At 59.1% G+C, this 17,419-nt stretch carries 15 protein-coding genes; 7 read left to right on the forward strand and 8 right to left on the reverse strand.

Going from position 1 to position 17,419, the window contains the following annotated elements:
* Positions 1–91 precede the first annotated feature (91 nt).
* Entirely contained in the window at positions 92–394 is a 303-nt protein-coding gene (locus tag QD172_RS05165; RefSeq protein WP_043332474.1) for a hypothetical protein, read from the forward strand.
* A gap of 49 nt (positions 395–443) precedes the next feature.
* Here the strand turns inward: QD172_RS05165 and QD172_RS05170 are convergent, their stop codons facing one another.
* Positions 444–914 (reverse strand): pilin, encoded by a 471-nt coding sequence (locus QD172_RS05170; RefSeq protein ID WP_279855172.1) that lies wholly within the window; start codon positions 912–914, stop codon positions 444–446.
* Between the two features lie 762 nt (positions 915–1,676).
* On the opposite strand from QD172_RS05170, the gene pilB reads away from it, so the two are divergent.
* The 5 genes from pilB to yacG all read left to right on the forward strand — a co-directional run bounded on the left by pilB (position 1,677) and on the right by yacG (position 6,742).
* Complete coding sequence (gene pilB / locus QD172_RS05175) at positions 1,677–3,413, forward strand: type IV-A pilus assembly ATPase PilB (RefSeq protein ID WP_279855174.1); 1,737 nt, start codon at positions 1,677–1,679, stop codon at positions 3,411–3,413.
* A 245-nt stretch (positions 3,414–3,658) separates the two neighbouring features.
* On the forward strand, positions 3,659–4,897 hold the full coding sequence (locus QD172_RS05180) for a type II secretion system F family protein (protein WP_279855175.1): 1,239 nt from the start codon (positions 3,659–3,661) through the stop codon (positions 4,895–4,897).
* 99 nt (positions 4,898–4,996) lie between these two features.
* Positions 4,997–5,857 (forward strand): A24 family peptidase, encoded by an 861-nt coding sequence (locus tag QD172_RS05185; RefSeq protein WP_084209205.1) that lies wholly within the window; start codon positions 4,997–4,999, stop codon positions 5,855–5,857.
* Positions 5,857–6,504, forward strand: coding sequence for a dephospho-CoA kinase (gene coaE / locus QD172_RS05190; protein ID WP_279855176.1), 648 nt, complete (start codon positions 5,857–5,859; stop codon positions 6,502–6,504). The genes QD172_RS05185 and coaE overlap by 1 nt, the downstream gene beginning before the upstream one ends.
* On the forward strand, positions 6,497–6,742 hold the full coding sequence (yacG, locus tag QD172_RS05195; RefSeq protein WP_279855177.1) for a DNA gyrase inhibitor YacG: 246 nt from the start codon (positions 6,497–6,499) through the stop codon (positions 6,740–6,742). Before coaE ends, yacG begins: the two co-directional genes overlap by 8 nt.
* A 128-nt stretch (positions 6,743–6,870) precedes the next feature.
* Here yacG and QD172_RS05200 read toward each other — a convergent pair whose 3' ends face one another.
* The 4 genes from QD172_RS05200 to QD172_RS05215 all read right to left on the reverse strand — a co-directional run bounded on the left by QD172_RS05200 (position 6,871) and on the right by QD172_RS05215 (position 12,586).
* Complete coding sequence (locus QD172_RS05200; protein ID WP_077371708.1) at positions 6,871–7,824, reverse strand: Nudix family hydrolase; 954 nt, start codon at positions 7,822–7,824, stop codon at positions 6,871–6,873.
* A 108-nt stretch (positions 7,825–7,932) separates the two neighbouring features.
* Positions 7,933–9,156: a bifunctional glutamate N-acetyltransferase/amino-acid acetyltransferase ArgJ gene (gene argJ / locus QD172_RS05205; protein ID WP_279855178.1), complete on the reverse strand. Its 1,224-nt coding sequence runs from the start codon at positions 9,154–9,156 to the stop codon at positions 7,933–7,935.
* 116 nt (positions 9,157–9,272) lie between these two features.
* Positions 9,273–12,035, reverse strand: coding sequence for a preprotein translocase subunit SecA (gene secA / locus QD172_RS05210; RefSeq protein WP_279855179.1), 2,763 nt, complete (start codon positions 12,033–12,035; stop codon positions 9,273–9,275).
* Between the two features lie 170 nt (positions 12,036–12,205).
* Entirely contained in the window at positions 12,206–12,586 is a 381-nt protein-coding gene (locus QD172_RS05215; RefSeq protein ID WP_127736140.1) for a hypothetical protein, read from the reverse strand.
* Between the two features lie 62 nt (positions 12,587–12,648).
* Between QD172_RS05215 and QD172_RS05220 the strand changes: the two genes are divergently transcribed.
* The gene (locus QD172_RS05220; RefSeq protein WP_279855180.1) at positions 12,649–13,131 is read left to right on the forward strand and encodes a DciA family protein; all 483 of its coding nucleotides are present in this window, start codon (positions 12,649–12,651) and stop codon (positions 13,129–13,131) included.
* Between the two features lie 203 nt (positions 13,132–13,334).
* On the opposite strand, the gene lpxC is transcribed toward QD172_RS05220, so the two are convergent.
* From lpxC to ftsA, 3 genes are all read right to left on the reverse strand, one after another.
* Entirely contained in the window at positions 13,335–14,246 is a 912-nt protein-coding gene (gene lpxC, locus QD172_RS05225) for a UDP-3-O-acyl-N-acetylglucosamine deacetylase (RefSeq protein ID WP_065392615.1), read from the reverse strand.
* 458 nt (positions 14,247–14,704) lie between these two features.
* Positions 14,705–15,874, reverse strand: coding sequence for a cell division protein FtsZ (ftsZ, locus tag QD172_RS05230; RefSeq protein WP_077371697.1), 1,170 nt, complete (start codon positions 15,872–15,874; stop codon positions 14,705–14,707).
* A gap of 40 nt (positions 15,875–15,914) precedes the next feature.
* Complete coding sequence (gene ftsA / locus QD172_RS05235) at positions 15,915–17,195, reverse strand: cell division protein FtsA (protein ID WP_077371694.1); 1,281 nt, start codon at positions 17,193–17,195, stop codon at positions 15,915–15,917.
* Positions 17,196–17,419 lie beyond the last annotated feature (224 nt).

Here is a 17,419-nt window from a genome sequence, read left to right on the forward strand (position 1 = left end):
CGGTGCAGTGCCTCAACGAATCCACTGGTGACGATGATGTTCGTCACCTTGCCCATCTTCAGTGATCACACAAACACCCAAGGAGCACGTCATGAGCAACGCATCCGGCGAAATGCATAAGACACGTATCATCAGTGAGCTGAAAGGCTTCATTCGCAAGCTGCTGCAAGACCCGAAGATTCTCGAGCAGTCACTGGTGGTGGCGCGAGCGCGCCTCAAGGAAGGGGCAGAACAAGGAAAGAATGAGCAAGCAGTGCTGGCTATCATCGCCAACGAGATTTCTGATACCACCAGCATCCATATCCCGGAAGACCCAGCAGAGCACTCCGATGCCGACAAGCTGTTCTTGGAGCTGCTAAAGGATGTAGTAGAAGAGGAAGAAGCGCTTTATTGAAGGTTTCACAACACAATAAAACCGCCCCTAGGGGCGGTTTTATTGATTATTATTCTGTCTGCGCGGTACTACCAGTGGTACGACAATTCTGAGGGAGATACTGCTCAGCGACAGAAGAATCAGTACAGTCCCAGACTATTGAACCAGCACTTTCATCGTCAGGTGTCAGTACTACAGTATTAGCACCTTCTTCAGTCAGAACCGCATTTGCATCATTACCCATTGTTGCTGTGATTACACCATTCAGAACTGCTACGCCACTAACATAAGAACCTGTAACGGAAGTAGCTGCTGGGATACCATTTGTACCACTATCGATCCCAGCAAGGTCGCCTGTATTAGCATATATCTCTGCAACTGAAGTTTTCAGACCACTAGCAAGATTAATAGCTTCAGTTACTTGGGAGCGAGCTACATAATCTTGATAACGCGGAATTGCGATGGCCGCCAGAATACCGATAATCGCGACAACGATCATCAGCTCGATCAATGTAAAACCTGCCTGTTGCTTGCGTGTCATGGTGTGACTCCCTTGCCTTTGCGTAGTGAGATCAGGTCGTACGTCCTGAAACCCCGGTTACTGTCCCTGAACATCAAACTGTTACTTAGGGTGACATGCCGTGTCGAGCGTTGCGACTCTGTATCAGCATTCCACCATTGTTAGCATAACATTTTGATATCACGGGGTATCGACCGGACGGGACGATTGATACCACAGCCACAGTTCAGGTGCCATTGCCATGTCGCAAGTCGCTTTCAAGGCGGCGCTGACGGCTGCTTGTGAGTTACAATAGATTACACTCGGTCACATTGCAAGCAACACCATGAAATTCTTTCTGCCCATCAAACCAACGCAGCTCAACGCTCACTGCAACTGCCTGACTACATCAGACTTCCCCTCCTTGATGGCAGTCTGATGACAAGACGGCGTTCAAGGCCCTGCTTTGATCTCTCCTTTTTACTCTCCCTCTTTTGCCCTGCAAGTCAGCCTCTCAAGACACGCCATCAGTGGATCTTCTCCTGGCCACCGCTCGAACATCGCCGAGTCCGACTGAGGCACTGACGGCTGCCTCCAAGCCTCTAGCTCGGGAGTGGGCTGGTAAAGTGAGGGTGCCGGCATTTCTGCCAAGTGCCAATCAGGCTACACTGGAGACAACATCAGCACTCTCGCAACTCACCACCATGGCGAGAGCGTGCAACGGTATTGGGGGCTGTCAGGTATCGCGGCGCTCATCGACACTAGCCGCAAGACAGACTTTCAGATTCGCCACAGGACTTTTCTATGCCCCAGAGTGATCAGACATTGAAGGGATTTGCCGCTCGCCTGGTGGAATCAGGCTTGCTGGAGCCTCAGGCTGCCTTGCTGGCTGAGCAGGAGGCCAATGAAGCTGGCGAGAGTCTGCTGCTGCATGTCATCACTCATGGCTTGGCTTCGGCACGTGAGGCCACCTTGGTGGCAGCATGGGAATACGGGCTGCCCTATGTAGATCTCGATGCAATACGTATCGATTCACTCCCGAGCATTGATGAGCTGCCAGAGAAGGTACTGCGAAAGCTGGGCGTACTGCCGCTCTATCGACGCGAACATCGTTTGACCGTCGGCGTGCCCTCGCCATCGACACTGACTCACCTTGATGAATTGCAGTTTGCCACCGGCCTGTCGATTGAAAGCGTACTGGTCGCAGCCGATCAACTCGCACCTGCGCTAGAGCAATATCTGGAAGCCGGCGAAGAAAGCGCCATGGACATGCTGAGCGAAGATGGCGAGGCTCTGGATGGACTCGAATTCGAAGGCGAAGAAGACAACAACCATGATATGGCCATCACGGCCAATAGTGATGATGCGCCAGTCGTGCGATTCGTTCACAAGGTACTGTTGGATGCCATCAAACGTGGCGCCTCGGACATTCACTTTGAACCTTATGAATCCACGTACCGGATTCGCTTTCGTATCGATGGCATGCTGGTCGAGAATACTCGTCCGCCCTTCAACATGCGCAACCGTATCTCGGCGCGCTTGAAGGTGATGTCGCGCATGGATATCTCCGAGCGACGTCTGCCTCAGGATGGCGCCATCAAACTGCGACTTTCCAAGTCACGCTCCATCGATTTTCGTGTCAACACCTTGCCAACCGTTTACGGGGAGAAGTTGGTACTGCGTATTCTTGACCCCAGCTCGGCCAAGATGGGGATCGAGGCGCTAGGCTTCGAGCCCGAACAGCGTGCCATGTTCGAGAAGACACTCGGCGAGCCTCAGGGCATGATTCTGGTCACCGGCCCTACCGGTAGCGGCAAGACCGTCACCCTGTATACCGGCTTGAACATCCTCAACACGCCTGAGCGCAATATCTCGACCGCGGAAGACCCGGTCGAGCTCAAGGTAGAGGGTGTCAATCAGGTCAACGTATTGCCCAAGATAGGGCTCGATTTCGCTTCGGCACTGCGCGCCTTCCTGCGCCAGGATCCCGACGTGGTGATGGTCGGGGAGATTCGGGACAAGGAAACCGCCGAAATTGCCGTCAAGGCCGCGCAGACAGGCCACCTGGTGCTCTCGACCCTGCATACCAATTCTGCCCCTGAAACGTTGACGCGCCTCAGCAACATGGGGATCGCGCCCTTCAACATCGCAAGCTCGGTTTCCTTGATCATCGCGCAACGTCTGGCGCGGCGTCTGTGCCCCCACTGTCGTCAACCTGCCGAGATCCCCCAGGAAGCCATGGCCTCGATGGGCTTCAGCGCAGAAAATGGCTTCAGTGCGGAAGATTTGGAAAACGCCACCATCTATCGTCCGACGGGTTGCAGCCAATGCACGCTAGGGTACAAGGGACGCGTCGGCATCTATGAAGTGATGCCCATCTCTGATGAGATGAGCCGCTTGATCATGCGGGAAGGGACCGCGATAGAACTGGCAGACCAGGCGCGCAAGGAAGGGTTATCGGATCTGCGCCGCAGCGGTTTGCGCAAGGTCATGGCGGGCATGACCTCGCTGGAAGAAGTCAACCGTATCACCAAGGATTGATGACAACACGCTGGAGCGTTGACAGCGCCGATGTGAACAATCTTCACCAGCGCTGACTTTTGCTCAGTCATCAGGCACATTGAACATGGATTACCTCCCACCGCGATGAGCAGGTCACTCATGCACTGACTGCCAGCAGTGTAAATCGCGGCATAGGGAGGGAGCAGCCACTGGCCTGCTCACGTGTAACATGAGTCTCGCGAGTCAAGACAGGGACTCTCATTCATCAGGGAATGACAACCGACATGGCGACGATCAGAACTGCCAAGAAAGACAAGAAGAAGGCGGGCATAGAAACCTGGCAATGGACGGGCAAGAATTCGCGTGGTGAAAAGGTCAAGGGCGAGTTGATGTCCGCCAATGTCGACCAGGTGAAGAATACGCTGGTCGGCCAGGGTATCATCGTCAAGCGTTTGCGCAAGAAATCCGCCCTGTTTGGTGGCAGCAAGAAAGTCAGCGGCAAGGATGTCACCATGTTTGCCCGCCAGATGGCAACGATGATTCGCGCCGGTGTCCCCGTTCTGCAAGCCTTCGGTATCGTCGCTGAAAGCATGAAAAGCCCGGGCATGCGACACCTGGTGGAAGATCTGATGAATCAGGTCGGTGCGGGCGCCAGCTTCTCGGAAGCACTACGCAAGCACCCGCAACATTTTGACAATCTCTTCTCCAACCTGGTCGCCGCAGGTGAGCAGGCCGGTGCCCTCGACAAGATGCTGGACCGCGTCGCGACCTACAAGGAGAAGATCGATTCCCTCAAGGCTCGCGTGAAAAAAGCGCTCTACTACCCCATCGCCGTCATTGGTGTGGGTATCGGGGTAACGGCGATTCTGTTGATCAAGGTCGTTCCCCAATTCGAGAGCCTGTTCCAGGGCTTTGGTGCTGAACTACCCGCTTTTACTCAGCTGACCATCACTTTGTCGGAATACGCCCAGAATTATTGGTACATCGCTTTGGGCGCCGTGATTCTGGCAGGCATACTTGTCGCTCAAGGCATGAAGCGCTCCGACAAGTTCGCCTATGCCATGCATCGCTTCATGCTCAAGATACCGGTGCTGGGTGATATTCTCGACAAGTCATCCGTGGCACGTTATTCACGCACTCTCGCCACCACCTTTCAGGCTGGCGTGCCGCTGGTAGAATCACTGGATACTGCTGCAGGCGCTTCCGGCAACAAGGTCTATGAACGCGCCATCGCCCAGATCAAGGAGGATGTCTCCACGGGTCAGCAGCTCAACTTTGCCATGCGCAATACTCAGCTGTTTCCCACGCTGGCGGTGCAGATGGTGGCCATCGGAGAAGAAGCCGGCTCTCTGGATGCCATGCTCAACAAGGTGGCCGACTTCTATGAAGAGGACGTCGACAACAAGGTCGATGCCCTGACCTCGCTACTGGAACCCCTGATCATCGTGGTGCTGGGCACTCTGGTTGGCGGTCTGGTGGTGTCGATGTATCTGCCGATCTTCGAACTCGGCAACGCTATCTGATACTTCACGGTCAGATGCTTCATCATGACAGGCGGCCGCGACACCCGATGGGGCGCGGCCGCCTCATTTCCAGTCCAGCTTTTCTGACAAGGATGTTCCGTGGATTCTCTCGCCTCCCTCTCCCCCGCTCTTCAGGCCTGCCTCGCGGGGATTTTCGGCCTGTTGATCGGCAGTTTTCTGAATGTAGTGATCACACGCCTGCCGGTGATGATGATGCGTCAGTGGCGTGCAGAAGCACGTGAAGCGCTGGAACTGGAGCCGGAAGCGTCGCCACGCTTCAATCTGTTGGTGCCTGCCTCACGCTGCCCTGGCTGCGACACCCCAATCAAATGGCATGACAATCTCCCTGTCATCGGCTGGCTGAAACGCCGCGGCCGCTGCGCGAGCTGCAATACCCGTATCAGTGCACAGTATCCACTGGTGGAGCTCGCCGGTGGCGCGCTCGGCGCTTCCATCGCGTTGATCTACGGCCTGGAAGCACAGAGCCTGTGGATCTTCGGCGCCTGTCTGACACTGCTGGTGTTGTCAGTGATCGATTTCCGCACCCAGCTGTTGCCTGATGCCATCACGCTACCGTTGCTGTGGGCCGGTCTCGCCTACCAACTGCTTTTCCAGCCATTGATGCTGCCCAGTGCCGTGATTGGTGCCATGGCCGGCTATCTGGTGCTGTGGAGCTTCTACTGGCTGTTCAAGCTGGTGACTGGCAAGGAAGGCATGGGCTATGGCGATTTCAAGCTGTTGGCGGCACTGGGCGCCTGGCTGGGCTGGCAGTGGTTGCCACTGCTGTTGATCCTCTCTGCGGGACTCGGCGCAGTACTCGGCATCCTGTTGCAACTCCTGGTACCGCGCCTGCGGGGAGCCCCCATGCCATTCGGCCCTTATCTGGCCGTGGCAGGCTGGATCGCACTGCTGTTCGGCACCCCGCTGATGAGCCTCTACCTCAGCGTGATAGGTGCCTGATGACGACTGCGTTCAATCAAGGCCCCATCATCGGGGTGACGGGCGGTATCGGAAGCGGAAAATCCAGTGTGGCACGGATGTTCGGAGAGCTCGGCATCCAGTGGGTGGACGCCGATGATGTCGCGCGCGAGATCGTGCGTCCCGGCGAAACCGCACTGACCGAGATCATCGCCCACTTCGGCGAGTCGATCGTCACGGTGCAGGGCGAGCTTGATCGCGCCGCGCTGCGCGAGCGGATCTTTGCTTCCCCCGAGGAGCGTCAATGGCTGGAGCGCTGCACCCATCCGCGTATCCGGGAGCGCATCGTGCAACACCTGGCGGCCATGACCAGCCCCTATCGCCTGCTGGTCTCTCCCCTGCTGTTCGAGTCCGGCCAGGACAGCCTCGTCTCACGCACCCTGGTGGTGGATGTCAGCCAGGATGTTCAGCTGGCGCGTACGCTGAGCCGCGATGGTGTCAGCGAAGCGCAGGTACGCGCCATCCTCGCGGCCCAGCTGCCGCGCGAGACACGACTGGCCAAGGCCGACGATGTCATCGACAATAACGGCAATCAGGCGAGCTTGCGTGAGCAGGTCGCGGCCATGGATGTCCGCTATCGCTCGCTGGCCGCCTCCAATGCATCATTTCAGGAGCTTCCCGATGTCTGACTCCGCGTCCTCACAGCCCCACAAGGCGCCCTTGTCCGTTGCCTGCCCGCAATGTCGAACCCCCGTGCCATGGAGCGCCGCCAGCGAATATCGTCCCTTCTGCAGCAAGCGCTGCCAACTGCTGGACCTCGGCGCCTGGGCTGATGAGTCCCACAGCATCGCCGGCGAGCCCGCCATGGATGAGACCAGCATCGATGAGATGGTGGCGCGCATGGAGCGCGACATGAATCAGCAGTAGCGCTCGAGAGAGCCCTGCTGGTTCAGACTGGCTCAAGCTCGACGCTCAAGATGCTCGCCAAAAAAAGACCCTCGAGGCTGGCCTCGAGGGTCTTTTTCGTTCAGGCAACTGCCATCAACGCGCGATCATCACTTCCAGAAGTCACGGATCGATGCGATACCCTGGGCGCCGACGGCGCGCGCATGGTCACTGTCGTAGCGCGACATGCCCCCAAGGGCATAGACCGGCATGCAGGCCTGCTCGACCAGCTCCTGGAAGTCATGCCACCCCAGTGGCGCACGCTCAGGATGGGAAGGCGTGACACGCAGCGGTGAAAGGCTGACGAAATCACAGGTCACCCGTCCCGCCTGATCCAGCTGCGCCTGGTCATGCGTCGAGGCGGACAACCACTTGTTGGCTGCGATCGGACGCTCGCCCTTCTCTGCCAGCTCCGCCAGACGCACGCTGGTCAGGTGGATACCGTCCGCATCGACCTTGTCGAGCATGGAAGGCTCCGCATTGAGCAACAGACGCGCACCACGTGCATGACAGATCGCCAGCGCCTTCTCGGCCCGGGCAATGTACGCCGCCTCATCGAGTTCCTTGGCACGCAGCTGTACCAGGCGCACGCCATCTTCATCCAATGCACGGATCAAGCGTGTCTCGAAGATTCCCTCATCAGCCTCTTCCGGCGTGATCAGATACTCGCGTGGCAGCGAGACCGCGCGCAGAATCGGCAGATTCGCAGCCGGGAAGGCATATTTGTAAAGGTCCTCGATCTCGACCCAACGCACTGCCTGCCCTTCGCGGCCAAAGGGCTCGCCATTGAACTGACGCGTTTCCCACACATCCAGCAGGATATGCTTGTCCGGGTATTCGTGATGAATGCGGATCAGCGGCTGAGCACGCGTGATCTCGACCCCCAGCTCTTCGCACAGCTCACGCTTGAGCGCTTCCAGACCGGTTTCGTAGGGCGCCAGCTTGCCACCCGGAAACTCCCATAAGCCGCCCTGATCCACCGTCGAGGGACGGCGTGCAATCAGGACCTGGCCCTGTTCGTTTAAGATGGCGGCAGCCGCCACGTGAACCCTTCGCTTCGGCATGATGCCTGTACCTTTGACTCGCGTTGTACATCCGACTCCACCCTGATGAGGCGAAGCCTGCGGGAGATGTTGCATTACCGTTTCAGCGTAAGCCTCTGCCCTCAGGCATCAGCTACGATAATCGGCATTGATCGAGACGTAATCGTGGGACAGATCCGATGTCCAGATACGCGCCTTCTGCTGGCCACGCCCCAGGCGGATACCGATCACCAGCTCTTCCTCGGCCATGGCAGCACTGCCGGCAGCCTCGGTATAGCTGGCGGCTCGTCCGCCCTGCTCGACGATGCTCACGCCGTTGAGCGTGATCGCAACGCCGTCAACCTCAAGATTCTCCAACGGCGCCCGTCCGACGGCCGCCAGAATTCGTCCCCAGTTGGCATCACTGGCGTAGAGAGCCGTCTTGACCAGTGGCGAGTGAGCCACGGTGAAGCCGACCGCACGCGCCTCTTCCACGGAGCGCGCTTCCTCCACCTCGAGGGTGACGAACTTGGTCGCCCCTTCACCATCACGGATGATGGCCTGCGCCAGCTCGAGCATGACGTCGGCCAGCGCAGCCTCGAAGGCGACCAGATCCTCACCCTCGACCCGAGCGGCCCTGGCCGTGACAGCCAGCATGCACGCATCATTGGTCGAGGTATCGGAATCCACCGTGATGCTGTTGAAGCTTCTGACCACGACCCGGCGCAGCATCTCATCCAGCGCAGACTGATCGATGGCGAGATCCGCGTCAGTGGCCACGAAGCCCAGCATGGTCGCCATGTTGGGGCAGATCATGCCAGAGCCCTTGGAAATCCCGGCAATGGTGACACACTCGCCATTGGCCAGCGTCACGCTACGCCAGCTGCCCTTGGGCCGGGTATCGGTGGTCATGATGCCGTGTGCCGCGTCGGACCAATTCCCCTTGCCCAATGCCGCGAAGGCCGTCGGCAGTGCGCCGGTCAGACGATCCATCGGCAAGGGCTCACCGATCACGCCGGTTGAGAACGGCAGAACGGCCTGTGCATCACAACCCGCGACATCGGCCAGGAACTCACAGGTAGCAAGCGCGTCTGTCATGCCCTGCTCACCTGTCCCCGCGTTGGCGTTGCCGGTGTTGATCACCAGATAGCGCGGCCCATCGATCTCGGCCTTGAGATGTCGACGCGCGACATGCACCGGTGCCGCACAGAAGGCATTGCGCGTGAAGGCTCCCGCGAGACGCGATCCTGCATCGAGCGCCATGATCACCAGATCACGTCGCCCCGGCTTCTTGATACCGGCTTCAGCAACCCCGATCTGCAGGCCGGAAATTTCCGGCATGTCTGCGGGGAAAGTGGAAGGCCCTACCGCCATCGTTCACGTCTCCAGTCGCGTTGTCCTGTCACTACACGGCATCGCGGGACAGACGGTGCTGCTCCGCGATGCATTCGATACTCAGTACTGAAAAGCTATGCTCAACGCTGAAAATCTCAGCTCAGCTTGCCATGGCACTGCTTGTACTTCTTGCCGGAACCGCAGGGGCACGGATCATTGCGGCCAACCTTGGGGACATCACGGCGCATCGGCTCATTGTCGCCCTGCGCCTGCGGTGTCGCGCCGTACTGCGCCTCGACGATCTCCTCGGCAGCCTGAACGCTCTCATCGCTGACGGTGTCATCTTCCACGCGACGCGTCTCGGCACTGGCCTGCTCGCGCTCGAGATTGGCACGCCGCTCCTCTTCCAGCGTGTCGACCTCTTCCTGACGACGTACCTGGACGTGACTCAGAATGCGCACCACGTCAGCCTTGATGTTGACCAGCAATGACTGGAACTGTTCGAACGCCTCGCGCTTGTATTCCTGCTTGGGATTCTTCTGAGCGTAGCCACGCAGGTGGATACCGCGCCGCAGGTTGTCCATCGCCTGCAGATGCTCTTTCCAACGCGTATCGAGCACCTGCAGCATGACCTGCTTCTCGAAGCGGCGCATCAGCTCGGGACCGACAGCCTCTACCTTGCCGGCATAGAGTTCCTCGTGTGCCGTCTGCAGTCGTTCGCGCAGAGTCTCTTCATGGAAGTGCTCATCCTCTTCCGCCCATTGCACGAGCGGCAGGTCGAGGTTGAAGTCCGTCTTGAGGTCATTCTCGAGCCCCGGAAGATCCCACTGCTCCGGCAGGCTCTGCGGCGGCACGCGCATGGAAATGGCGTCGTCCAGCACTTCACGGCGAATGCCGGCGATGTTCTCGGCGATCTCGTCGGCTTCCAGAATGTCGTTGCGCTGCTCGTAGATCACGCTGCGCTGATCGTTGGCGACATCATCGTACTCAAGCAGCTGCTTGCGCACGTCGAAGTTGCGACCCTCGACCTTCTTCTGCGCGCGCTCGACGGCATTGGAGACCATCTTGTGCTCGATCGCTTCGCCCTTCTCGAGCCCCAGCGCGCCCATGAGGCGCTGAACGCGATCGGAGCCGAACAGGCGCATCAGGCTGTCTTCCAGCGACAGGAAGAAGCGCGTGGAGCCCGGGTCACCCTGGCGACCGGCACGACCGCGCAGCTGGTTGTCGATACGACGCGATTCGTGACGCTCGGAGCCGATCACGTGCAGACCGCCCGCCGCCAGCACGGCTTCGTGACGCTCCTGCCAGCCATGCTTGATCTCGTTGATCTGCTCTTCGGTCGGCGCTTCCAGCTCGGCAAGCTCAGCTTCCCAGTTGCCGCCCAGCATGATGTCGGTACCACGACCGGCCATGTTGGTCGCGATGGTCACCGCGCCCGGACGACCCGCCTGGGCGATGATGGCAGCCTCACTGACGTGTTGCTTGGCATTCAGGACGTGATGCTTCACGCCAGCCTTGTTCATCATCTGGGACAGCAGTTCGGAGGTCTCGACTGACGCCGTACCGACCAGCACCGGACGGCCTTCGGCGACCTTCTCGCGGGCATCCTCGATGATGGCGTTGAACTTCTCTTCCGCGGTCAGATAGACCAGATCATTCATGTCCTTGCGCGCGATGGGCTTGTTGGTGGGGATCACCATCACGTCGAGGTTGTAAATTTGACGGAATTCGAAGGCCTCGGTATCGGCGGTACCGGTCATGCCGGCCAGCTTCTCGTAGAGACGGAAGTAGTTCTGGAAGGTGGTCGAGGCCAGCGTCTGGCTTTCCTTCTGGATCGCCACGCCTTCCTTGGCCTCGACGGCCTGATGCAGGCCCTCGGACCAACGACGACCTACCATGGTGCGGCCGGTATGCTCGTCGACGATCACCACCTCGCCGTTGTGGACGATGTAGTCGACGTCCCGCACGAACAGATTCTGGGCACGCAGCGCGGAGTGCACATGATGCAGCAGACTCAGGTTCTGGGCGGCGTAAAGAGAGTCTTCCTCGCCGAGCAATTCCTGGGCACGCAGCAGTGACTCGACCTTCTGATGGCCCTGCTCGGTCAGCTCGACCTGCTTCTGCTTCTCATCGAGAGTGAAATCGCCACTCTCCGGGTCTTCTTCGTCGGTGCATTGCACGAGCTCACGCGCCATGCGATCGATGATCTTGTAGAGGTCGGTATTCTCCTCCACCGGACCGGAAATGATCAGCGGCGTGCGCGCCTCATCGATCAGGATGGAGTCGACCTCATCGATGATGGCGTAGTGCAGCTTGCGCTGGACCTTGTCTTCCAGCGCGAATGCCATGTTGTCGCGCAGGTAATCGAAACCGTATTCATTGTTGGTGCCGTAGGTGATGTCGGCCTGGTAGGCGGCACGCTTGTCCTCGTTGTTCTGGCCGGAGAAGATGACGCCCACGCTCAGCCCGAGGAATTCATACAGCGGACGCATCCAGTTGGCATCACGCGTGGCCAGGTAATCATTGACCGTCACCACGTGAACGCCTTCACCAGCCAGGGCATTCAGGTAAACGGCGAGTGTCCCCACCAGCGTCTTGCCTTCGCCTGTCTTCATCTCGGCGATGCGCCCTTCATGCAGCGCGATGCCGCCTACCATCTGGGTATCGAAGTGACGCATGCCCATGATGCGCTTGCTGGCCTCACGCACGGTGGCGAAGGCCTCCGGCAACAGCTTGTCGAGGTTCTCGCCTTGCGCAAGGCGCTCACGGAATTCAGCCGTCTTGCCCGTCAGCGCCTCATCCGACAGTGATTCGAGACTTTCCTCGAGGGCATTGACGGCATTGACCCGCTTGCGCAGTCGCTTCACCTCACGGTCGTTCTTGGAGCCCACTACCTTGGTCAGAAATTTACCCAGCATCATCTATCCCTGTCCGTGCCCGGTGGGCACGCCTTCTAGAATCTTGAGATATACGCGTGCGCTTCACGCGCCAGAAGCATCCCGCAGATGGCAACTGGCAAACGGCACACGCGAAAAGGAAACGACATCACCATCACCGGCGCCGAGGGCCAGGTGACGGACAGATTCTCTCAGGACACCAGAGGTGGTGCGCGCGGGGACATGGCATTCGCCAATCCGCGCAGCAGTACGCGAGCACAGGAGACAAAGCGTCGTTGACGCGAAAGATTGGGACTTCTCTGAGCACCGGGACGGATGAGTCGGCGCAGTGAACGCAGGCTCTGACGGCGGCTCTCGGCGCGAATCACGCCCGGCGCCAGCAATTGGATGCTGGCCAGGGTCAGATTGACGCGCTCGACCTGCGCGGCGCTCAAGCCAGCGGGGAACAGACAGCTGATCAGCAGGCCGGCCAGCAGCCAGCGCGGTGCCGTGCGCACCGACCAGCGACGCGCGCTGCCGCTACCGGAAGCCGGCAACGGTCTCGAGCGTGCTATGGCGTCGTCATGGCTCATGCTGTTGCCGGACTCCTGCTCATGATAGATTGCCGGAAACCACTGAACCGGCATGCAAGCCCATGAGTATAAAGGCTAAGCGTTTCCGCGCCCAGCCCGCGGCGCGCCTCTTGAACGGCAAGGGCCAGCTTGGCAACGTCATGCGCCAGGCGCGAATGCTGGAGCAGGCCCAGTGGCATCTGCGTGAGGCCCTGCCCAAGGACATGCAGGAGCAGGTCTTCGTCGGGGGCTATCACGAAGGAACCCTGACCCTGATCACCAATCGTGCCTCCTGGCTGACCTGGCTACGTTATGAGCAGCGCAGGCTGATCAGCGTCCTGCGCGAGATCCCCGAGCTTGCCGCACTCACGCGCCTCAACTTCAAGGTCCGCCCCGTTCGTCCTGTCTTCGTACCGGCTCAACAGCCCAGGCATCTCCCTGCTGCGGCAGCGGAGCATCTGTTGGACTGTGCCTCCCACACCCGGGATGAACACCTGCGCCGCTCGCTTGAGCGTCTGGCAGCACATGCTGATGATCTGCAGGACACCCCGTCTGGCGACGATTGATGGTTGCGCGACATCCCTCTCTCTTGCGGGCGACCGTCGCGCCGGCGCTATTTCATGAAGACAAACAAGCGCGCCGCCCATGAGGGCGGCGCGCTTGTGATCGTTTCCATGCTTCGGCTGGCAAGGACCGAAGTCTGACATCAGGCTGGACGGGCTAGGTCACAGTCAACTTTCTTCAGGTAGTGCTTGTCACCATCTCGTGATCAGACGGCAAGTGCCGGTGAGGCGTAGGAAATCGGCATCGCTTCGGCATTGTCGAAGGTCACGATCTCGTAGCTGTCTGCATTCTCGAGCAGGGCACGGCACAGCAGGTTGTTCAGGCCGTGGCCTGACTTGTAGCCACGGAATTCCCCGATCAGGCTGTGGCCCAGCTGATACAGGTCGCCGATGGCATCCAGCACCTTGTGCTTGACGAACTCATCGTCATAACGCAGACCTTCGTCGTTGAGGATGCGGTAATCATCCACCACGATGGCGTTGTCGAGGCTGCCGCCCAGCGCGAGGTTCTGGGAGCGCAGGAATTCAAGATCACGCATGAAACCGAAAGTACGAGCGCGAGACACTTCCTTGACGAAGGAGGTCGTGGAGAAGTCGACCGTGGTGGTCTGCTTCTGCTGCTCGAACACCGGGTGATCGAAGTCGATGGTGAAGGACACCTTGAAGCCGTTGTGCGGCAGGAAGGTCGCGACCTTGTCGCCATCACGCACTTCGATCTCGCGCTTGATGCGGATGAACTTCTTGAGCGCGGACTGCTCCTGGATACCAGCGGACTGGATAAGGAAGACGAACGGACCGGCGCTGCCGTCCATGATCGGCACTTCCTGCGCGGAGAGCTCGACGAAGCAGTTGTCGATCCCGAGACCGGCGAAGGCGGACATCAGGTGCTCGACGGTCATCACCTTGTCCTGACCGTTGGAAACGGCAGTACACATGGTGGTGTCACGCACCCCCGTGGCATCGGCACGGATGTGTGCATGCGGCTCGAGGTCGGTACGCACGAAGACGATTCCCGTGTTGACCGGAGCCGGGCGCAGGGTCAGATAGACCTTGTCACCGGAGTGCAGACCAACGCCTGTTGCGCGGATCGTATTCTGAAGCGTTTTTTGTCGAATCATAGGAGATAGCCAGTCAGCCTGAATTTGGAAACAGTGTTCATGATAACAGCAAAGCAGGTATTCAACAAATTGTCACCTACCGCTGATAGGGAAATTCAACATTGCCACGGGGGCACCATTCAACCCTTCAAGACGCTGACTGGAGCCATGTTGACTATGAACGCGCAAACCCAAAACAGTTCTCACTCTCAGCGACATCAATCGATAATCGATGTGCAAGAACTGCCAGAATCCTCCCTCTCTTACGCAGGCAACCGCCGTGGCGGATGCATGCCTTTCCTCTTCAGCCTGCCTGTCATGCCATCCATCTGAATCGCCTGCAATGCCTTTTCGCGCCTCCCAGAACGACTTCACCCACCCGGGTCGCCCCGGGTGGGTGAAGAAAGGCAAAGCGCCTCTATCTGACCGCGCTGTCACCAGAAGATGTCATGGACACCCTGTCGACGTGCGCTTACCTCTCAATCCGCCTGACGGCGCAGGAAGGCCGGAATGTCGAGATAGTCATCCATGTCGCGATTCTTGCGCGGTTCTGGCTTCTTGGCTGCGGCCTGCTGCTGCTCTTCCTTGGCCTGACGGGTGACCGTCGGCGTCTGAAGGCTGCGATAATCAGCCGGCTTCTCCACCGTGCGCTTGGCCGGTGCGGTTTCACGCGCAGCCGGCTTCTCGACACGGCCATCGAGACCCGCCGCCACGACGGTGACACGCAGCTCGTCGCTCATGTCCATGTCGATGGAGGTACCCACCACGATGGTCGCGTCCGGAGAAGCGAACTCCTGCACGGTGGCACCGACATCGTTGAACTCACCGATGGAGAGGTCCGGGCCTGCCGTGATGTTGACCAGGATGCCGCGCGCGCCGTGAAGATCGATATCCTCAAGCAGCGGGCTGCGAATGGCCTTCTCGGCCGCCTCGCGAGCGCGGTTCTCACCGACGGCATCACCGGTTCCCATCATGGCCATGCCCATCTCGGACATGACGGTGCGCACGTCGGCAAAGTCGACGTTGATGATGCCCGGGCTGGTGATCAGCTCAGCGATGCCCTGGACAGCGCCCAGCAGTACATCGTTGGCCGCACTGAAGGCACTCAGCAGGCTGGCGCTCTTGCCGAGGACCGAGAGCAGCTTCTCGTTGGGGATGGTGATCAGGGAATCGACATGCTCGGACAGCTCCTTCATGCCCTGCTCGGCCGCCTTCTGACGACGCGGCCCCTCGAACGGGAAGGGACGCGTCACGACCGCGACCGTCAGGATGCCCAGTTCCTTGGCTACCTGTGCCACGACAGGAGCGCCCCCGGTACCGGTACCACCCCCCATGCCTGCGGTGATGAAGACCATGTCGGCGCCTTGCAGCAGCTCGACGATACGCTCGCGATCTTCCATCGCCGCCTGACGACCCACTTCCGGGTTGGCGCCAGCGCCGAGACCCTTGGTGATCTCGCTGCCGAGCTGAAGGACTGTCTTGGCGGCCACGCGCTTGAGCGCTTGAGCATCGGTATTGGCGCAGATGAATTCGACGCCTTCGATATTGCTCTCGACCATGTGATTGACGGCGTTACCACCGCCGCCACCAACACCGATCACCTTGATGACCGCGCTGCTGGAGGGTGCGTTATCTACCAGTTCGAACATATGCCCTGTCTCCTGGATCACAGTCTTTCTGTAATCCCTGTCAGAAATTTCCCTTGAACCAGCCCTTGATCCGCTCCAGCGTGGAGGTGTCGTGCTCATGGCCGTGAACGCGTCGTGCGGCAGATTCCTCCCTGCGCACCGCGACCGCAGTCGAGGATGGCGTATGCCGCTCCTGTTTCATCCCGTAATGTAGCAAACCCACACCCGTGGAATAAATCGGATTACGGACCACATCTGCCAGTCCACGCACATTCTGCGGGCAGGCAATGCGAACCGGCATGTGGAAGATCTCCTCCGCCAGTTCCACCACACCTTCCATGCGTGATGTACCGCCCGTCAGTACCACACCCGCTGCCACGAGATCTTCATAACCACTGCGACGCAGCTCATCGCGGACCAGGGTGAAGAGTTCCTCATACCTGGGCTCGACCACTTCCGCCAACGCCTGGCGGGACAGATCACGGGCCGGTCGATCACCGACACTGGGCACCTTGATCGTCTCGTCGCTGGACGCCAGCTGTGTCAGAGCACAGGCATACTTGACCTTTATTTCTTCAGCGTACTGGGTCGGCGTACGGAGTGCCATCGCGATATCATTCGTTACCTGATCTCCCGCGATGGGAATCACGGCCGTATGACGAATGGCTCCTTCGGTGAACACCGCGATGTCAGTCGTCCCGCCACCGATATCCACCATGCAGACTCCCAGCTCGCGCTCATCCTCGGTCAATACCGCATGACTCGAGGCGAGCTGTTCGAGAATGATATCGTCGACTTCAAGACCACAACGACGAACGCATTTCTCGATATTCTGTACGGCATTCAACGCCGCCGTGACCAGATGCACCCGCGCTTCAAGGCGCACACCGGACATCCCGAGCGGTTCACGAATACCTTCCTGACGATCGATGGCATATTCCTGCGGCAGCACATGTAGAATCCGCTGCCCCTCGGAGATTGCCCGTGCACGCGCCGAATCGATGACTCGTTCGATATCGGACGGTGTCACTTCACGATCCTTGATCGCGACCACACCATCGGAGTTCATCGAGCTGATATGACTGCCGGCAATCCCCACGTATACCGAGTGGATATCGCAGCCCGCCATCAATTCAGCTTCCTCCACCGCGCGCTGGATCGATTGCACGGTCGACTCGATATTGATGACGACACCCTTCTTCATGCCGCGTGAAGGATGTGAACCGATACCCGCAATTTCGATGCCACCATCGTCGGTCGGTTGCCCCACGATCGCGACCACCTTGGAGGTTCCGATGTCCAGCCCGACCACCATATCCTGTGATTTGGAATGTCCTGCCATAGGTCGGGCCAGCTCCTTGATTCTGGTTCGTCATGAAAAAAATAGCGCGATCGGCGGCGGCAAGAATGCCAGAAACCACCCAGTCAGGTTAACGCTCCGTTTAACCCGAAGATGAATTTGCCTTCATAGTATAGAAGTCACCACTAACGGCACACCAGCCTGAAAATACCAGGAGGCGCAAATCCCCGCTAGAATAGGCGGGATTGTCCCGAAATGAAACTGGA

It is taken from the genome of Cobetia sp. 10Alg 146 (genome assembly GCF_029846385.1).
Taxonomy (GTDB): Bacteria; Pseudomonadota; Gammaproteobacteria; order Pseudomonadales; family Halomonadaceae; genus Cobetia; species Cobetia marina.

Coding starts and splice junctions, on each gene's coding strand:
- QD172_RS05220 (WP_279855180.1), top strand. CDS start 12,649: ATGAGTATAAAGGCTAAGCGTTTCCGCGCCCAGCCCGCGGCGCGCCTC.
- yacG (WP_279855177.1), top strand. CDS start 6,497: ATGTCTGACTCCGCGTCCTCACAGCCCCACAAGGCGCCCTTGTCCGTT.
- ftsZ (WP_077371697.1), bottom strand. CDS start 15,874: ATGTTCGAACTGGTAGATAACGCACCCTCCAGCAGCGCGGTCATCAAG.
- QD172_RS05165 (WP_043332474.1), top strand. CDS start 92: ATGAGCAACGCATCCGGCGAAATGCATAAGACACGTATCATCAGTGAG.
- pilB (WP_279855174.1), top strand. CDS start 1,677: ATGCCCCAGAGTGATCAGACATTGAAGGGATTTGCCGCTCGCCTGGTG.
- coaE (WP_279855176.1), top strand. CDS start 5,857: ATGACGACTGCGTTCAATCAAGGCCCCATCATCGGGGTGACGGGCGGT.
- QD172_RS05200 (WP_077371708.1), bottom strand. CDS start 7,824: ATGCCGAAGCGAAGGGTTCACGTGGCGGCTGCCGCCATCTTAAACGAA.
- lpxC (WP_065392615.1), bottom strand. CDS start 14,246: ATGATTCGACAAAAAACGCTTCAGAATACGATCCGCGCAACAGGCGTT.
- QD172_RS05170 (WP_279855172.1), bottom strand. CDS start 914: ATGACACGCAAGCAACAGGCAGGTTTTACATTGATCGAGCTGATGATC.
- secA (WP_279855179.1), bottom strand. CDS start 12,035: ATGCTGGGTAAATTTCTGACCAAGGTAGTGGGCTCCAAGAACGACCGT.
- ftsA (WP_077371694.1), bottom strand. CDS start 17,195: ATGGCAGGACATTCCAAATCACAGGATATGGTGGTCGGGCTGGACATC.
- QD172_RS05215 (WP_127736140.1), bottom strand. CDS start 12,586: ATGAGCCATGACGACGCCATAGCACGCTCGAGACCGTTGCCGGCTTCC.
- QD172_RS05180 (WP_279855175.1), top strand. CDS start 3,659: ATGGCGACGATCAGAACTGCCAAGAAAGACAAGAAGAAGGCGGGCATA.
- argJ (WP_279855178.1), bottom strand. CDS start 9,156: ATGGCGGTAGGGCCTTCCACTTTCCCCGCAGACATGCCGGAAATTTCC.